Origin of the sequence: Neolewinella xylanilytica, assembly GCF_002934605.1 — a bacterium.
Classification (GTDB): Bacteria; Bacteroidota; Bacteroidia; order Chitinophagales; family Saprospiraceae; genus Neolewinella; species Neolewinella xylanilytica.
The window spans coordinates 1,114,252-1,131,504 of record NZ_PTJC01000006.1; the positions used below are offsets into that span (position 1 = coordinate 1,114,252).

Genomic DNA, 17,253 nt, shown 5'->3' on the forward strand with positions numbered 1-17,253 from the left:
ATTTCCGGCTTGGGCAAATACTTTACTACCTTTCCGCAGCAAAAAAATGTCGGTCGTGCTACCCGTCGTCCAATGCGGCTTCTGGTTACCCGACAGTTTTGCATTTTTGTTCGTCACTCGCTCGCCCCGCCGTCTCGCCAACCGCTGCCGCATGAAAAGAACTTTACTCCCGGTCTTTCTTTTGCTGACCTGTTTTTACGCTGCGGCCCAAACGGCACTTACCGGTAAGGTGACGGATGTGGGCGGTGGCAACGAACCGCTCCCCTTCGCCGCCGTCTCGCTCTTTGAGAACGGTGCCTTCGTACAGGGTACGACGACCGACCTGAGCGGCAACTACTTCTTCTCCAACATCGACCCGGGCACCTACGACATCGAGGTGAATTTCACCGGCTATCCACCGACGCGCATCAGTGAAATTCCCATCCTGCCGGGACGCACGAACGTGGCCGACGTGGAGGTCACCAACGAGGGAGGCGTCAATCTCGACGTGGTGGTGGTCACCGACTACGAGGTGCCCCTCATCGAGGTGGACAATACCACCTCCGGGCAAACGCTGACCTCCGACGAAATCCAGCGGCTCCCCACCCGCAACATCAACCAACTGGCCTCCATCACGGCGGGGGCCGCTTCCGCCGACGAGGGCGAGGATATTACCATCCGTGGGTCCCGGCCCAACGCCACCGACTACTACATCGACGGGGTCCGGGTCCAGGGCAGTCTGCTGCCCGAATCCGAGATCGAGCAGTTGCAGGTCATAACCGGAGGCCTGGAGGCCCGTTACGGCGACGTCACCGGTGGCATTATTTCCATCACCACCAAGGGCCCCAGCAGCGAATTCGGCGTAAACGCCGAAGCGGAGACCAGCGAGGGCCTGGACGGCTACGGCAACAGCCTGGTGGGGCTGGCGGTCTCCGGTCCCATCATTAAGCGGGGCAACGAAAAGGCCCTGCTCGGATTTCGCCTCAGCGGCCGCTACACGTACCGGGAGGACGATGACCCCAGCGCCGTTCCGATTTACCGGGCACGGGAAGACGTGCTTGCCAACCTGGAAGCAAACCCCGTAGTGGTACGGGGCGGTCGGCCGTTCGTTGCCGCGGATTTTCTTACCAACCAGGACGTACTGGCCCTCGACGCCCGCCCCTTCGAGGCCCAGGATATTCTCAATATCAACGCGAAGCTCGACGCCCGGGTAAGTGATGCCATCGACCTCTCCCTTTCCGGCTACCTCGGTAAATTTAACGACCAGTTCACCCCGAGCGAGAACGGGGGCGGAATCAGTTGGCGCACCTACAATGCCTCCCGGAACCCTACCCTGGTGGATGATGATTACCGGTTGAACTTTCGCTTCCGCCACCGCCTCGGAGGGGTCGGCGACGCCAATGCGGCCGGCGGGCGGAGCGGGCTCATCCAGAATGCTAGTTATACCCTGCAGGCGGGATTGGAAAACAACCGGCAGGGGCTAAGTGATCCCGTACACGAAGACCGCTTTTTCGATTATGGCTACGTAGGAAGCTTTGACGTCGATTACATTCCGGTATTCGATCTGGAACTTGACGACACCGGCGTACCCGTCAGCGCGTTTCAGGTGGACTACCGGGAGGTATTACGGAACTTCGATGGCAGTTCTTCCACCAACCCGATACTGACCAATTACAATAATTACCTCGGCTACGGTCCGGACAATCTCTTTACGCCCGACACCTATGGTCTGCTCGGCGATCCTCAGCTCACCCCCGACGGCCAACCGGTGCCCACCCTCGACCAGTTCGCCGCGGTGAACGGACGCACCCAGACACTCTACCGCGACAGCTGGGGATTCCACGCCAACGTCGGTACCGTATACAACCGCTACCAGCGCAACGACGATGATATCTACACCCTTCAGGGGAACGCTAATTTCGAATTGGTGCCCGGCGACTCCGACAAAAGCCGGCACAGCATTCAGCTCGGGTTCTTATTTGAACAGCGGGTCAACCGACGGTACGAGGCCTTTCCCAGTGGACTGTGGACCACCGGTCGCCAGCTGATCAACCGCCACCTGAACACGGTAGATACCTTCAATCGCGTCATCGAGACCATCGAGGTGGATCTGGGGGACGGTTTCCTCAACTATCAGGGACCGGCAACCGTGGTAGCACCTACAATCGAGGAAGACGCCGGTACTTTCTACCGGCGCATCCGGGAGGAACTGGGCATCCCCCTGGACCAGTACGTCAATATCGATGCGCTCTCGCCCGACCAACTCTCCCTCGACCAGTTCAGTGCCCAGGAACTCACCTTCGCCGACCTGGTGGACTACTACGGTTACGATTACCTCGGTAACGAAGTGAACGGCACCTTCGACGACTTTTTTGCCATCGACCCCGCTACCGGCGACCGGAAATTCACCGTGGCCCCGAATAAGCCGGTGTACGCCTCGGCCTACCTGCAGGACAAATTCACCATCAACAACATCATCTTCCGGGTGGGCGTACGCGCCGATCGCTACGATGCCAATACCCGGGTGCTGAAGGATCCCTATTCACTCTACGAGATCGCCGGGGCGGAGACCTTCCACGACCGTTTCGGTGGCGAACGCCCCGGAAATATCGGAGCCGGATACGCCGTGTACACGACCGAGGAAGGAGGCAACCTGGTACAGGCGTATCGTTCCGGCGAGAGTTGGTTTCAGGCCGACGGAACACCCACCAACGGCCCCCAGGAAATCGAAGGCATCCGCACGGGACTGGTGTATCCGAGTTATGCCAACCCCGCGGTCGCCGAATCGAATAACTTCATCAAGTCGACGGACTTTACCGTAGAAACGTCCTTCAAGGATTACGAAGTCCAGTACAACATCATGCCCCGGCTCGCATTTTCCTTCCCCATATCCGGTGAAGCGAATTTCTTTGCCCACTACGACGTGCTGGTACAACGGCCTCCGGATAACGTGCTGGCTACGGCCCTGGACTATTACTACTTCGTAGAGCGGCCCGGCTCGACAAACGCCCCCTTTAACAACCCGGCTCTCCGCCCGGAGAAAACCATCGACTACGAAGTAGGATTTAAAACCCGGGTAAGTGCCACCTCCGCCCTAACGCTATCGGCGTACTACAAGGAATTGCGGGATATGATCCAATTACGGACCTACTTCCCCGTTCCCCTGGTCAACCAGTACACCACCTACGATAACCAGGATTTCGGTACCGTAAAGGGCTTTAGCTTTACCTACGACCTGCGGCGCACGAGTAACGTCACCGTCAACGCCAACTACACCCTGCAGTTTGCCGACGGAACGGGCTCGAACGCGACCAGCCAGCGCGGACTAACCAACCGGGGAAACTTGCGGACGCTATTTCCGCTTTCGTTCGACGAGCGTCACCGCTTTAACCTGGTCTTCGATTACCGTTTTGACGGCCGCAGGGGAAACATTCCCCGGTGGCTCGACCAGACCGGCATCAATATTCAGGGCATATCCGTATCGGGTCGGCCATATACCGCCACCTTCATCCCTAGTGAATTAGGCGGTAGCGGTACCCGCGGGGCCATTAACGGTAGCCGAAACCCCTGGAACTTTACGCTCAACGGGCAGATCGAAAGGAACTTCGTGATCGCCGGCCAGTCCCGGCTAAACGTCTACTTCCGGGTCAGCAACATCCTGGATCGTCGCAATACGATCGGCGTTTACACCGCTACCGGCACGGCAGACGACCCCGGGTTCCTCCAGAGCAGCTTCGGTCAGGATCAGATCGAGAGCTTGCTGGGTGGTACCCGCCCCGTGGAAGCCTATCTCGATAGCTACCAATGGCGTATCCTCAACCCTGATTTCTTCAGCCTGCCCCGCCGAATGTACGTCGGCGTCCGCTTTGGGATTTAATGCCGCCCCGACCCCCTAAATAAACCGATCGCTATGCGACTGTCAAGAGCTATCATTTCCTGCTTCACCGTACTTGCGCTACTGCTGCCCGGCGTTGCGACGGCTAAGAAGGGCCCGGGCCCCGGGGCTTCCCGTCCGGCGACGCCGTCGGAGCAGCAACGTATCAATTTCCGGGAGGCCTGCGATAATGCTACCCGTCAGACGGAGATGGAGATAAACAACGTCCGCGCCCGCCTGACCACGGGCGGTGACGTCTGGTGGGACGGCAGCAACGGCCGCTACATCGTACCCAAACCGCCCCCCGGCGTGCCCGAGGTAAGCTCGATTTACGCCGGGGCGGTGTGGCTCGGCGGTCGGGACCCGGGGGGCGGATTGAAGGTAGCCGCCCAGGATTACGGCCGGGGAAGTGGTGAGTTCGACTTTTATCCGGGGCCGCTCACTCCCGAGGGTACCATTCAGCGGGATACCTGCGAACGGTGGGACCGGTTTTTTACGGTTCGCGGCGAAAGTATCGATCGCTTCAAGGAGGTTTATCAAGAAGCCGTGGATAACAATACCTTACCCCTCGATCCGGACCTGGTTCCCGAGGACATTCTCGGGTGGCCCTCGGTCGGTAATCCGTACTTTCTGCAGGAAAACGGGTTTGAGCTGCCGAACCCGAACGAAGGCGGCGGCCTGGCCGGGTTCTGGGACGAAGACCTTGACGGGCTTTACGATCCGACACGGGGGGATTACCCCATCATTGAGATACGGGGCTGTAACGAACTACCCCAGTACGCGGAAGAAATGACCTTCTGGATCTACAACGACGCCGGTAACGTCCACCGCCAGTCCAACACGCCCCTGCAAATCCAGATGGAAGTACAGGTGCAGGCCTTTGCTTTCTCCAGCGCCGATGACGTCAATAACATGACCTTTCAGCGCTACAAATTGATCAACCGGGCCCAGGAAGACATTCTCGATACCTATTTCGCCATGTGGGTCGATCCGGACCTGGGCTGCGCTACCGATGACTACATCGGTAGCGATACTTCCCGGTCGCTGGCCTATGTCTACAACGAAGACGAGCTGGATGGGGCTCAGGGTTGTACCTGTGATGGCGGAGTAGAGACGTACTGCGACGAAATTCCTATCCTAGGGGTAGACTACTTCCGCGGTCCCCGGGCACCGCTCTACGACGTGAACGGAAACCAGATTGGCGAACGGGAACTCGGCATGAGCTCCTTCGTCTACTACAATAACGCCGGAGTGGGGGCCCCTCCGCCCGCTACCACCGACCCGAGTACGGCCGAGGAATACTATAACTATCTGCAAGGAAGATGGCGCGATGGTTCCGTCCTCCAGAATGCCGGCGACGGATACGACGAGGGGGGCGCCGCGGCAACCCGCTACGCTTTCCCGGACGCCCCAAACGTCAGCGGCTGGAACATGACTACCGAGGCATTGCCCTTCGGCGATCGCCGGACCATTCAGGCTTCCGGTCCGTTCACCCTGCAGCCGGGGGCCGTCAACGAGCTGATCATTGGCGTGGTATGGGTACCCAATCAAACCTACCCGGCACCCTCCATCCAGCGTTTGCAGCAGGCCGACGATCTGGCGCAGGCACTCTTCGATGAGTGCTTCGACCGGCTGGACGGGCCGGATGCTCCCGACGTAGATTTACTGGAATTGGACCGGGAGATCGTCATGCTGCTCTCCAACGGCCGCAGCAGCAACAACTTTCAGGAGGCTTACGAGGAAGCGGGCCTGACCATCCCGCCCGGGGAGGATAGCCTCTACCGCTTTGAGGGTTACCGGATCTTCCAGTTGGCCGGCCCGGACGCCAGCCTGGATGACATCGGAGACCCCAATCGGGTCCGGGAGGTAGCCAACTACGACATCGTCAACGGAGTCACCCGGCTGTTCAACTGGACGGGGCTCAACTCCGAACAGGATCCCAACAACCCCCTCGACCAGACCTATTTCGTCCCGGAGCTGATTATCGACGGCCAAAACACGGGAATCCGGCATAGCGTCAGTATTACGGAAGACGCCTTCGCCAGTGGCAACGAAACCCGCCTCATCAACCACCGGCGCTACTATTTCTCCGTAATCGCCTACGCCTACAATAATTACGAGGATTTCGATCCCTTCGATGTCAATTCCCCGGGGCAACCCGTGCAGTACGTTTCGTCCACTCGAAATATCGGAGACCCGCTGACGGGCAACAGTTTCTACGTAGCCATTCCCCGGCCTATTCTCGACCGGGAACTCCGGGCAAACTATGGAGACGGTGCGGTGGTAACCCGGCTCAGCGGCCAGGGAAACAACGGGAACTTTCTCGACCTGGCGGATACTGCCGTAGCGGAAATCGAAGCGGAACTGGTCAGTGGTACGAACCGCGTACCCGAGCTGACGTACGCCCGAGGAGCGGCTCCCATCGATGTCTTCGTGGTTAATCCCCTCGATGTACGTGACGGCGAGTACGAACTGACCTTCGTCGACGACAACATGGCCGATCAACAACTGCAAGCCCCCGTTACCTGGACCTTGCGCTGCCTGGGGGATTGCAACGTACCCACGATCGTCAGCGAAGAACCGATCAACGTCAACAACGAGCAAATCATCGGAGCGTACGGCTTTTCGGTCCGGATTGGCGACGTGGCGGAACCCGGTACGAGCGGTTCGGGAACCAACGGCGCCATAGGGGCAACCCTTACGTACGCGGATAGCGAACGAGATCCGTGGTTGCTATTCGTTCCGGACGATCTGTCGGTCGGGCTGGATAACCTTGAATTCGATCGCACGGTCTTCGACTACGTCGCTACCGACGGGCTGGAGGACCGGTTCTACTCCCTGGACCCTAATCGCGGCCTCACCGATATGTTCCCCGGCGTCGTTCCTTACAAACTGCTCGACTGGCAGGAAAACGACGGCCGCATCCCCTTCATCTCTCCCGTTTACCTATCCGAATTCCGCCTCAACGACGGGGTGGCTCGGGCACAGGAGCTATCCGAGCTCAATAACGTCAACATCGTTTTCACCAGCGATAAATCGTTGTGGAGCCGCTGTCCGGTAGTGGAAACGAGCAATTACTTCTACAAGGACGCCGCCTACCGGGGGCAAGCCATCAAGGGCGACTCCGACCGGAACATGTTCGACACCCGGGATGCACCGAGCGTAACCCGGGAAGCCGGTCCGGACGGGTTGCCGGCGGTCGATACCGACATCGATCCGCGCTACGCTACCGGCATGGGCTGGTTCCCCGGCTACGCGATCGACGTGGAAACCGGACAACGCCTGGAAATCTTCTGGGGAGAGAACAGTACATACGACGGTCGACGGCTGGGCGACGAGTACGTAGCCCCTAGCAATGGCAACGATATGATCTTCAACCCCTCCAACCAGATCTTCATCAAATCGGCGATCAACGGAGTGAGTATCTACGATTTCGTTGCCGGCGCACAGCACTTCTTCTACGTCACCGATCAGCCCTACGACGGCGGCATCCGGCTGTACGATCGGCTATTCCCCCGCTCCAGCCCGCTGTCGACGAGTAAAGTCCGTGCCTTGCAGGAGATCACCTGGGCGGGCTTCCCGATCAGCGCGCCGAACGTGGAGTATCTATCCTACGCCGACGGCCTCATTCCGAACGACGTAACGCTGAAACTGCGCGTCAACAACTCCTTTGCCTTTACCGAAGGCTCCTCCGAAGCCAACGGGTACCCGACCTACCGCTTCCGCATCGATGGAAAGCAGCCACGCACCGAACTCAACGACAGCCTGGTGAACCGGGCGCTGGATATGGTCAACGTCGTCCCGAACCCCTATTACGGCTTCAGTATCTACGAAGACAGCCAGTTCGAAACCAACGTCAAGATCACGAACCTGCCCGCCGAGGCCACGGTAACGATCTATTCGCTCGATGGAAAGTTTATCCGACAGTACGATCGCGACGAGACGGTGACGATGCTCAGTGGGGATCAGCGTCCGGTCGGAGAACGGCAAATTGCACCGGCCCTGGAGTGGGACCTCCGTAACCAAAAGGGGATTCCCGTTGCCAGCGGCGTCTACCTGATCCACGTGGCGGCACCTGGGCTCGGCGAGCGAACCATCAAGTTCTTCGGCGTACAACGACAATTCGATCCTTCCGGCCTCTAATTTTCTCTTTCCCCCCTACCGCGGGATAAAGCGTTTGCTATGAAGAAGATCTATTTTTTTGCATTGGCTAGCCTATTATGGGCGGGTGCCTACGCGGGCAATCCCGACCGCCAGGGGGAAGCCGGCGCTACCCAGTTGCTGATGAATCCCTGGGCCCCGTCGGCCGGTCTGCATACCCTCAATACCTCCTACGTGAGTGGGGTGGAAGCGATGCGCCTCAATCCGGCCGGAGTAAGCCGTTTCGCCGGTACCCAGGTCATGCTGGGCTACGCGAACTACCTGCAGGGGGCCGATATTTCCATGCAGGCAGCCGGCGTAACCAGCAAGCTGGGGAAGAACGGGGCCCTCGGATTTAGTGTCATGAGCCTGGATTTCGGCGACATCGCCGTCACCACTACGGAACAACCCGAAGGAACCGGGGCCCAGCTCAATCTAAGCTTCATCAACGTCGGGCTCACCTATAGCCACCGGTTCGAGAACAAGGTCTCGGTGGGCATCACCCTGCGTGGGGTAAGTGAGGCCAGCAGCGACGTGAGCTCGTTCGGCTTCGCCATCGACGCGGGGGTGCAGTACGTTACGGGGGAATATGAAGAGTTTAAATTCGGACTGAGCCTACGTAACCTCGGGAGCCGGATGTCGTACGGAGGACAGGCCCTGGCGACGACGGCACCGAACCCGGACCAGTCGGCGGACTACAACCTCACCCTGCAACAACGGGCCGCGAGCTTCGAGATGCCCTCGGTACTGAACATCGGCGCCAGCTACGATTTTTTGGGGGCGATCGAAAACCAACGGGTCACGCTTATGGCAAACTTTACCGCCAATTCCTTCAGCCGCGATGAGCTCGGGGCGGGGCTGGAATATGCCTTTCGCGAGCAATTTACCGCACGCCTGGGTTACCGTACCGACCTGGACGCCGCCGCCGGGAGCGAGGGCACCTTCGCGGACGAGTCGCCGCTCTACAACGGCCTCAGCGCCGGGGTCGGGGTAAAGGTGCCCCTCCGACGCGGTGACCTCAGCCGCTCCTTCAGCATCGACTACGCCTTTCGCAATACCCGCATCTATAACGGTACCCATAATATCGGCATTAGCCTGGGCTTTTGATGCCGACCGCGAGGGCTTCGATTCTGTCGCCGCGCGCTGGAGGGAACGAGGGGCAACCAGTGGGGTTACCTTCCCTGGACGGGTCAATTTGCTTCCGGATTTTTCCTTATCTTTGAGCCTATAAAACCTTTAGCTGGCGTTCCTACTTCCCGTAGGAGCGTCGCATTATTTACAGCCGTTCCGTTCCGCAAACCGGGCGGGCGGCATCACCAACGTCAAGCGGGTTACAACCGGTCCCCCAGCGGGAGGGTTAGAATCGACTGCTTGAATCAGAAAACCAAACACCATGGCAGGAACACACTATCTGTCACAAGAAGGATACGACCGACTCCGTAAGGAGCTCGAAGAGCTGAAGACCACCGGCCGGTCCGAAGTAGCTCAAGCCATAGCCGAAGCCCGGGAAAAGGGAGACCTGTCCGAGAACGCCGAATACGATGCCGCCAAGGACGCCCAGGGGCTGCTGGAGATGAAGATCAACGAGCTGGAAAAAGTAATGGCCAATGCCCGGGTGCTCGATTCGAGCCAGCTCGATACCAGCAAGGTAACGGTGATGAGCAAAGTGACCATCGAGAACGTAAAAAACAAAGCTTCGATGGTTTACCAGCTGGTTGCCGAAAGCGAGGCGAACCTCAAGGCAAAAAAGATCTCGGTCAACAGCCCCATGGGGCAGGGTTTACTGGGAAAAGCCGTCGGTGATGTCGCCGAAGTCAAGACCCCTAACGGAGTGATCCAGTTCAAGATCAAAGACATTACTATCTGATGGCCTCCATTTTCACCCGCATCATCAACCGCGACATTCCCGGCTACATCGTTGCCGAAGACGATCGGTTCATCGCATTCCTCGACGTGCGGCCGATGGTTGAAGGGCACACGCTTTGCGTTCCCAAGCGGGAAGTAGATTACTACTACGACCTCACCGACGAGGAGCTTACCGGATTGACCCTTTTCTCCAAAAAGGTCGCCCGTGGATTAAAACAGGCCGTTCCGTGTAAGCGCATCGCTAACGGCGTCCTGGGGCTGGAAGTACCCCACGCCCACCTGCATTTGGTTCCCATTCAGCAGGAGGGAGACTTTCGCTTCGGCAAAACCGTATCCGTTAGCGAGGAGCGAATGGCGGAACTGCAGGGTCGGATTTCGAAAGCCATCGCCACCCCCGGATAGCCCTAAAAATCGGGCGGGCGGAGCTCCTTGAAGTGGCCGTTCAGGGCGGCGCGTGCGCGAATCCCGAGCGGGTCTCCCAGTTGAGGCTTGATGTGCCGCAGGTGGGTCAGGAGAAATTCCTGCCGCTCGCTTGCTTGCCGTAGGGTCAGCAGGGTATACTCCTGCTCGAGGGTAAGGCCGATGTAGTGACCGATCTCGTAGGTCCGAAAGCCCCGGCTCACGGGGGTGACCTGGCGGTCTATCTTTAGCTGGCGGTAGATTTGCCGGGTCAGGCTGACGATTTCGCGGTTCCGTTCCGGATCCTCTTCCTCTTCGGGGGGAAAGTAGGTGACCCGGCCCATGGGGTAGGATCGATCGTCCGCTTCCCGTTTGAAGTCTTCGATGCGGAACACCCGGGCTCCGGTGGTTCGGATGTCGCTCTCCCCGGACGGATACCTTTTGGCTACTTGCTCCAGGGATACCTCGGTGGCGACCGCCTGGAGTTGACCGTCGATCACCGTAGGGATACCGAATGAAATTCCATCCCGTTCGGCATCCGCTACCAGTTCCCGGTAGCGGGGTTCGAAGATGTGCAGGTTGAGCGACTCGCCGGGGAAGACGACGAGTTGCAGGGGGAAAAGTGGCAGAGATTGCATATACCGGCACAACGCATATCCTCGTTAAGTTGCTTACTTTGCTCGTAATTAACCCGATCACCTTACCCCTGCCGCTCCAAAACAAACCTTTACTTACCTACGCGCTGCGTAAACTCCTTTATCTGCCATTCAGCCTGTTGCTGCTGAGCCTAGTTTGTTTTGTACTCTTCCGAGCGATGCCCAGCGATCCGGTTAGCGATCGGATGAGCATCGAAGGGATCCGGCCGGGGGTGAACGACCACGTGTCGTACGAAAGAACGTACCGCCGGCTCGCCGCCCGGCTTGGCTACGATTTGCCGCCCTTCTACGTTGCCCTGGGGAACGCCGCCCTTCCGGATACCCTGCACCGGATCGTGCCCCGGTCACGTCGCGAACTGGTCAGGAATTTGGCCTTCCGGTACGGCAACTGGCCCAGGGTACAGGCTTATTACCGGGAGGTATTGCGGGCCTCCACCGCCTACCAAGACGAAGCCCTCGTGGCTTCCGCCCGCCGACTCATGCTGCGTAGCGATCCCGTCCGGATCAATCGGGAACTCAACCGAATCAGGGAACTGCCGGCCGCCGCCGCCCTGCTTACCGCGCACCGCCAAATGGTCGGAGAAGCGAACCGGTCGTCACTTCTATTTCCCCGACTCACCTGGCACGGAACCGACAACCAGTACCACCGGTATCTGACCGGCCTCCTCCGGGGCGACCTCGGGGTGTCCTACGCCGACGGTCGGCCGGTGGCCGGTAAGATCGCCGCCGCCCTGCCGGGTACGGCCATGCTCAACGGCATCACGCTCTTGCTGGTATACCTCCTGGCCGTACCCCTTGGCCTCTATATGGCTTATTACCGGGATACGACCTTCGACCGCTGGTCCACCTTGCTCACCTTTCTGGCCTTCGGCCTGCCAGCCTTCTGGGTGGCGACGCTGCTCGCGAATTTTTTTACCACCCCCGCCTTCGGCATGGACTGGTTTCCCAGTATGGGCTACGGGCGGGTGCCCGAGGGAGCCAGCTGGTGGACGGCGATGCGTATTCGCGCGGCCCACTTGTTTTTGCCGGTCGTTTGCCTGGCGTACCCCAGCTTCGCCTACGTCTCCCGGCACCTGCGCTCCGCCGCCCTCCAGGAATTGGATAAGCCCTACGTCCGGACCGCCTACATGAAAGGGCTCACCGGCGGTCAGGTGCTTTGGCGCCACGTATTCCGCAACGCTTCCTTTCCCCTGATTACCATGCTGGGCGGTCTGCTGCCTGCACTCCTGGCGGGCAGCGTACTGATCGAGCAGATTTTCAATTTGCCGGGGATGGGCGACCTCCTCTACCGGAGTGCTACGGCGCGGGACTGGCCCGTAGTTATTTCCCTTGTCCTGATCAACGGTCTGCTCACCGTAGTCGGTCTGCTACTTGCCGACATCGGGTACGCCCTGCTGGACCCCCGCGTTCGCCTCGGGAAACTGCCGCCCCGATGAGGCGGGGGCGGTGGGCATATTATTTTTTAGGATGGCTGGCCGCGATCGCGCTCCTGGCGGACCTCCTGGCCAACGACCGGCCGATTGTCGCGGGCTACGCCGACGGGGTATACTTTCCCGCCATCTCCTCCAACGATCGGGTGCAGGTGGAAGCGGCCGGGACACCGGACTGGGCAATTTGGCCGCCGATTCCTTTCCGCGCATCGACCACGGACCTCTCCCAACCTGGTTACCGCCCCCCCTTCGCCAGCCCACCGGGAGGAGAGCCGGCGCATCTGCTGGGGACCGATCGACTGGGGCGCGATACGTTGGCCGGTCTGATCAACGGGACCCGGGTAGCGGTATGCGTAGGAGTGGGTAGTCTGTTGATTTCCCTCATCGTGGGGTTGCCGCTCGGGGCCGTGGCGGGTTTTTTCGGGAATGGCGGACTCCAACTCAGGTTAGCCAATCTGCTTGCCTGTGGATTGGGGGCGACCCTGGGTTTGCTGTACGCCTTGGCAAGCTTGTTACCGCTGGTGGGGTTCGGGCCATTGTTTTGTCTAATGGTCGTGCTTAGCGTTGGCATCGGGGTCAGCCTGTGTTACCTGGTATTGTGGCCGCTACGGAAGCATTTTGGGTGGTGGCAACAACCGATCGGACTACCCATTGACTGGTTCGTGTTACTCCTTCTGGAGCTCGCCGTAAGTATTCCCGGCTTGGTGCTGCTGATCGCGGTGCTCTCCTTCGTGGATCGTCCGCCACTTTATCTCCTGGTATTGGTCATCGGGCTACTCGGCTGGACCCCGATTGCCCGGTTCCTGCGGGCGGAACTTCTCCGTATCCGGGAGCTACCGTACATCGCGGCGGCCCGGATGGGCGGGGTGGGGGAGCTACGGCTGCTCATCCGGCATGCGCTGCCGAACGCCCTCGGGCCCGTCGCGGTAGTGGCCTCCTTCATGGTGGGAACGAGCATTTTGGCGGAAGCGATGCTGAGCTTTCTCGGCATTGGGGTACCGTCCGATCAGGTCACCTGGGGCAGCCTGCTGCAACAGTCACGCCTACGGCCGGACGCCTGGTGGCTCGCCGTTTTTCCCGGCCTCCTCCTCACGATGACGGTGCTGGCGTGTAATAGCATACGCCAATCCCGCTAGCCCCTGACGTGGCGTACTTTCGTGGTATGGACAACGAGCAGATGGCCATTCGGACCACGTATTTCAGCATTGCCGGCAATACTGCCCTGGCGCTGATCAAGGGGCTGGCCGGCGTCTTCGGCAATTCCTACGCCCTGATTGCGGATGCCATTGAGTCCACCACCGACATTTTTAGCTCCATCCTGGTATTGCTCGGCCTTCGCTACGCTAGCAGACCGGCCGACGAGAACCATCCCTATGGCCACGGTAAGATCGAGCCCCTGATTACGTTTATGGTGGTGGCTTTTTTGGTATTCTCCGCCACCGTTATCGCCTTTGAGAGCATCGAAAACATCCAGACGCCCCACCGGGTGCCCAAGTACTGGACCCTGTACGTACTCGGGGCCATCATTCTCTGGAAAGAAATGTCGTTTCGGTACGTAATGAGGAGAGGGAAGGAAAGCGGGAGCTCTTCCCTGCAGGCGGATGCCTGGCACCACCGGAGCGACGCGATCACTTCCGTTACGGCCTTCGTCGGCATTACCACCGCGCTGATCGGCGGCCCCGGTTATGAGAACGCCGACGATTGGGCCGCGCTTCTCGCTTCGGCCTTCATCTTGTACAATGCCTACCTCATCTTCCGGCCGGCCCTCGGGGAAATCATGGACGAGCACGTTCACGATGATCTGATCGAGGAAATTCGCTTGATTGCCAGCGGGGTAGACGGGATCGAAGACACCGAAAAGTGCTACGTCCGCAAGTCCGGCATGCGGTACCACATCGACCTGCACGCCCACGTGCGGGGGGAGCTCACCGTACGCCAGGGCCACGATATTGCCCACCGGCTCCAGGACGAACTGCGCCGCGCGCTTCCCCAGCTCGGGCAGGTGTTGATCCATATCGAACCGGCATAAGCGATCCACCTTAAGCACGCCGTTTTTTGCGACGGGGCGCAGGAAATTAGTCTGCCGGGCATACCGGACGCTCGCAGGTCGCTTACTTTCTACGGTCACGCTCCGGGGTCCGCTGCTCACCACTTACGGCGGAGACCGTCAGGACCTGCGGGCGTCTGGAGCGATGCGGATCCGTTGGATACCAAAGGACTTTTATGGCGCCGGAGCGCGGGAGAAAAGACTGCCGGGGAAACCGGTCGCTCGCAGGTCATCTACGTTCAACGGCCACACACCGAGGTACTGAGAACGCTACGACCCGGGAAAATCAGTAGGACGCGCGAGTGTCCGTCAGGGCCTCGTGGTGTCCGGGTCGAAGAGAAGATGGGTAGCAGTCGGTCCGTAAGCCCGCCCCCATTGACTACCTTTGCCGCATGTCCAGTAAATACGAGCAGCGGGGCGTGAGCGCCACCAAATCCGAAGTACACGAGGCGATCGAAGGCCTCGATAAGGGCCTCTACCCGCGGGCCTTCTGTAAGGTCCTGCCCGACGTGGTTGGGGGTGACGATGCCTGGTGCAACGTGATGCACGCCGACACGGCGGGAACGAAGACCAGCCTGGCCTATCTGTACTGGCGAGAAACGGGTGATCTCAGCGTGTGGGAAGGTATCGTGCAGGATAGCCTGGTGATGAACCTGGACGATATGGGCTGCGTCGGCGCCGTCGATAATATCCTGATCTCCTCCACCATCGGCCGGAATAAGAACCGGATTCCAGGAGAGGTGCTGAAAACCATCATCCAGGGAGCGGAGAAGTTCAAGGACCGGATGGCCGCGCACGGTGTCGGCCTTCACCTTACCGGCGGAGAAACCGCCGACGTAGGCGACATCGTCCGGACCATCGACGTAGGCTACACCACCTTCGCCCGCCTGCGCCGCGACGAAGTGATCGTCAACGACATCCGGCCCGGCAACGTGATCGTGGGGCTGGCCAGCTACGGACAGGCCACCTACGAGGATGCCTACAACGGTGGCATGGGCAGCAACGGCCTCACCAGTGCGCGCCACGACGTATTCCATAAGGACTACGCAGATAAATACCCCGAAAGCTTCGATCCGGAGGTGCCGCGGGAAGTGGTCTACACCGGCAGTCGCTCCCTCACCGAAACGATTACCGTGGAGGGACAGGAAACCACCGTCGGCAAGCTCGTGCTGAGCCCGACCCGGACTTACCTGCCCGTCCTGAAACGGCTGTTAGCCGAGATCGGCCCCGGGCTGAGCGGCCTGATTCACTGCACCGGTGGTGCCCAGACCAAGGTGATCAAGTTCATCGACAAAGACGTACGCATCATCAAGGATAAGCTCTTCCCCGTACCGCCGCTCTTCGACCTGATCCGGAACGAAAGCGGCACCGACTGGCGGGAAATGTACCAGGTCTTCAACATGGGCCACCGCCTGGAGGCCTACGTCGGGGAACGCGACGCACAGACGGTCATCGATATTGCCGGCTCCTTCGGTATTGACGCCAAGGTCATCGGGCACGTCGAGCGGGGCGAGCGGGCCGAAGTGCGGGTCACTACCCCGGAGCGCGTGGAAACCTACACGGACTAATTAGTACTGGTAGCGATTGTAGGGGACCTCGTTGACCCAGTGCAGCCCTCGGTTTATGCCGAAACCTGCGAGGTCCACGGTTTTCGTTTGAATGGTAACGGTTTCGTAAGTCGTTCGACCCGTGAGTTTCAGTCCCTGTTCGGTCGCTTCGTAGTGTAAGGCCATATACAGCTCACCGGTACCGGGATGGAGTAATTGCAGATGCTGGCGCATGGTGTCAATGTCACAGGTATAATGCTGGATGGTATTATCCAGATGGGTGACCGCGGCGTATCGGGGTCGGTCGAAAATGATGCGTCGCCAGTGCCGGGTATCGGTGACCAAGGGCGGGATGAGCCGGTCGTTCGCGTACATTTCGGTCACCTCGTATACTCCGTACAGCGGCGATTGCCCCCGGAAACCTTTCATGACTGCCACGCTGGCCCCGACCGTAAGCAGCGTAAGGACGGCCACGCTCACGTATTTCGCCGCCGAAAGGACCGCATTGCCCCTATTTGAGCGCAGCGGACCCCGCAAGGAGCCGGCGGCAATCGGGCGATTGGCCATGAACTGCCACAGTCGCGCGCGATCTTGCCAAATAATCACCAGGGCATACAGGATAAGCTGTGCACTGAATAGCTTTACCGGTACATCGTAGCTGAGGTTAAGCATCAGCACGTGCACCATGATGCCCAGCGTCAAAAGAGCTCCGGCGGTCCGGGTGCGGCGGGGAAGCAGCAGGACACCGGCCAGAACTTCCACCAGGCCGGTGAAGATCACGTAAGGGCGAGAATAGCCCATGAAAGTCCAAAGCAGATGCATCGGCGACGACCGCCCGTACGTTTCGTAAAGCGCCATCAGCGGAGGACGGACGAACTGTAAGCGAAACAGCTTGGCGAAGCCATAGATCAGCAGGTAATACGATAGCGCGAACGCCAGGAAGCATAGGATCCACCGCGGCCAGCCCGAACGGCGGGGCCGGTCCTTCCAGATGGCCGTGATCAAGCCACCCGCCACGGCGGCCATCAGGATGAGCGTGAGAAAGTAGAGCCAGTTGTACAGTCCGTCGCCGCTACCGCTGTCCGCGTAGCGAATTATCTCGCCCGTACCGAGGAGGTGTCGGGAAACCAAATTGACCAGGGGCTCGTACAGCCGGTTATAGTACGACCGAACGCCGCTGAGGAGGTCGCCCACCACGAAGGGTAGAGGAAGTAATAAGAGGGTAAAGAAGGCATAAGTGGTATTTCGGATCCAGGGCATCCTCTGTTGGGGTCGGTGTTGCCATCCAAGTTAGGCGATGCCCTTCTAGCCGCCA

Annotated in this window: 11 protein-coding genes; 9 read left to right on the forward strand and 2 right to left on the reverse strand. The window is 59.6% G+C overall.

The window, feature by feature from the left end:
- Nucleotides 1-151 precede the first annotated feature (151 nt).
- The 5 genes from CLV84_RS13955 (at nucleotide 152) to CLV84_RS13975 (ending at nucleotide 10,261) form a co-directional block, all read left to right on the forward strand.
- A complete protein-coding gene (locus tag CLV84_RS13955; RefSeq protein ID WP_104421188.1) occupies nucleotides 152-3,856 on the forward strand; it encodes a TonB-dependent receptor in 3,705 nt (1,234 codons plus the stop codon).
- A 33-nt stretch (nucleotides 3,857-3,889) separates the two neighbouring features.
- Nucleotides 3,890-7,996, forward strand: a complete 4,107-nt coding sequence (locus CLV84_RS13960; RefSeq protein WP_104420399.1) for a hypothetical protein — start codon at nucleotides 3,890-3,892, stop codon at nucleotides 7,994-7,996.
- A 39-nt stretch (nucleotides 7,997-8,035) separates the two neighbouring features.
- Entirely contained in the window at nucleotides 8,036-9,100 is a 1,065-nt protein-coding gene (locus CLV84_RS13965) for a PorV/PorQ family protein (protein ID WP_104420400.1), read from the forward strand.
- 286 nt (nucleotides 9,101-9,386) lie between these two features.
- Entirely contained in the window at nucleotides 9,387-9,860 is a 474-nt protein-coding gene (gene greA, locus CLV84_RS13970; RefSeq protein ID WP_104420401.1) for a transcription elongation factor GreA, read from the forward strand.
- On the forward strand, nucleotides 9,860-10,261 hold the full coding sequence (locus CLV84_RS13975) for an HIT family protein (protein ID WP_104420402.1): 402 nt from the start codon (nucleotides 9,860-9,862) through the stop codon (nucleotides 10,259-10,261). The genes greA and CLV84_RS13975 overlap by 1 nt, the downstream gene beginning before the upstream one ends.
- Nucleotides 10,262-10,263: 2 nt before the next feature.
- Here CLV84_RS13975 and CLV84_RS13980 read toward each other — a convergent pair whose 3' ends face one another.
- The gene (locus CLV84_RS13980) at nucleotides 10,264-10,896 is read right to left on the reverse strand and encodes an LON peptidase substrate-binding domain-containing protein (protein ID WP_104420403.1); all 633 of its coding nucleotides are present in this window, start codon (nucleotides 10,894-10,896) and stop codon (nucleotides 10,264-10,266) included.
- Between the two features lie 38 nt (nucleotides 10,897-10,934).
- Here CLV84_RS13980 and CLV84_RS13985 point away from each other — a divergent pair, with 38 nt between their 5' ends.
- The 4 genes from CLV84_RS13985 to CLV84_RS14000 all read left to right on the forward strand — a co-directional run bounded on the left by CLV84_RS13985 (nucleotide 10,935) and on the right by CLV84_RS14000 (nucleotide 15,959).
- Nucleotides 10,935-12,350: an ABC transporter permease gene (locus tag CLV84_RS13985; RefSeq protein WP_104420404.1), complete on the forward strand. Its 1,416-nt coding sequence runs from the start codon at nucleotides 10,935-10,937 to the stop codon at nucleotides 12,348-12,350.
- Entirely contained in the window at nucleotides 12,347-13,480 is a 1,134-nt protein-coding gene (locus CLV84_RS13990) for an ABC transporter permease (RefSeq protein WP_104420405.1), read from the forward strand. Before CLV84_RS13985 ends, CLV84_RS13990 begins: the two co-directional genes overlap by 4 nt.
- A 26-nt stretch (nucleotides 13,481-13,506) precedes the next feature.
- Entirely contained in the window at nucleotides 13,507-14,373 is an 867-nt protein-coding gene (locus CLV84_RS13995) for a cation diffusion facilitator family transporter (protein ID WP_104420406.1), read from the forward strand.
- A 410-nt stretch (nucleotides 14,374-14,783) separates the two neighbouring features.
- Nucleotides 14,784-15,959 (forward strand): AIR synthase related protein, encoded by a 1,176-nt coding sequence (locus tag CLV84_RS14000; RefSeq protein ID WP_104420407.1) that lies wholly within the window; start codon nucleotides 14,784-14,786, stop codon nucleotides 15,957-15,959.
- On the opposite strand, the gene CLV84_RS14005 is transcribed toward CLV84_RS14000, so the two are convergent.
- Nucleotides 15,960-17,198, reverse strand: a complete 1,239-nt coding sequence (locus CLV84_RS14005) for a hypothetical protein (RefSeq protein ID WP_104420408.1) — start codon at nucleotides 17,196-17,198, stop codon at nucleotides 15,960-15,962.
- Between the last annotated feature and the right edge of the window lie 55 nt (nucleotides 17,199-17,253).

Excerpts from the sequence above, each read along its gene's own strand:
- CLV84_RS13960 (WP_104420399.1), top strand. The coding sequence starts at position 3,890 with ATGCGACTGTCAAGAGCTATCATTTCCTGCTTCACCGTACTTGCGCTA.
- CLV84_RS13955 (WP_104421188.1), top strand. The coding sequence starts at position 152 with ATGAAAAGAACTTTACTCCCGGTCTTTCTTTTGCTGACCTGTTTTTAC.
- CLV84_RS14000 (WP_104420407.1), top strand. The coding sequence starts at position 14,784 with ATGTCCAGTAAATACGAGCAGCGGGGCGTGAGCGCCACCAAATCCGAA.
- CLV84_RS14005 (WP_104420408.1), bottom strand. The coding sequence starts at position 17,198 with ATGCCCTGGATCCGAAATACCACTTATGCCTTCTTTACCCTCTTATTA.
- CLV84_RS13995 (WP_104420406.1), top strand. The coding sequence starts at position 13,507 with ATGGACAACGAGCAGATGGCCATTCGGACCACGTATTTCAGCATTGCC.
- CLV84_RS13975 (WP_104420402.1), top strand. The coding sequence starts at position 9,860 with ATGGCCTCCATTTTCACCCGCATCATCAACCGCGACATTCCCGGCTAC.
- greA (WP_104420401.1), top strand. The coding sequence starts at position 9,387 with ATGGCAGGAACACACTATCTGTCACAAGAAGGATACGACCGACTCCGT.
- CLV84_RS13965 (WP_104420400.1), top strand. The coding sequence starts at position 8,036 with ATGAAGAAGATCTATTTTTTTGCATTGGCTAGCCTATTATGGGCGGGT.
- CLV84_RS13980 (WP_104420403.1), bottom strand. The coding sequence starts at position 10,896 with ATGCAATCTCTGCCACTTTTCCCCCTGCAACTCGTCGTCTTCCCCGGC.
- CLV84_RS13990 (WP_104420405.1), top strand. The coding sequence starts at position 12,347 with ATGAGGCGGGGGCGGTGGGCATATTATTTTTTAGGATGGCTGGCCGCG.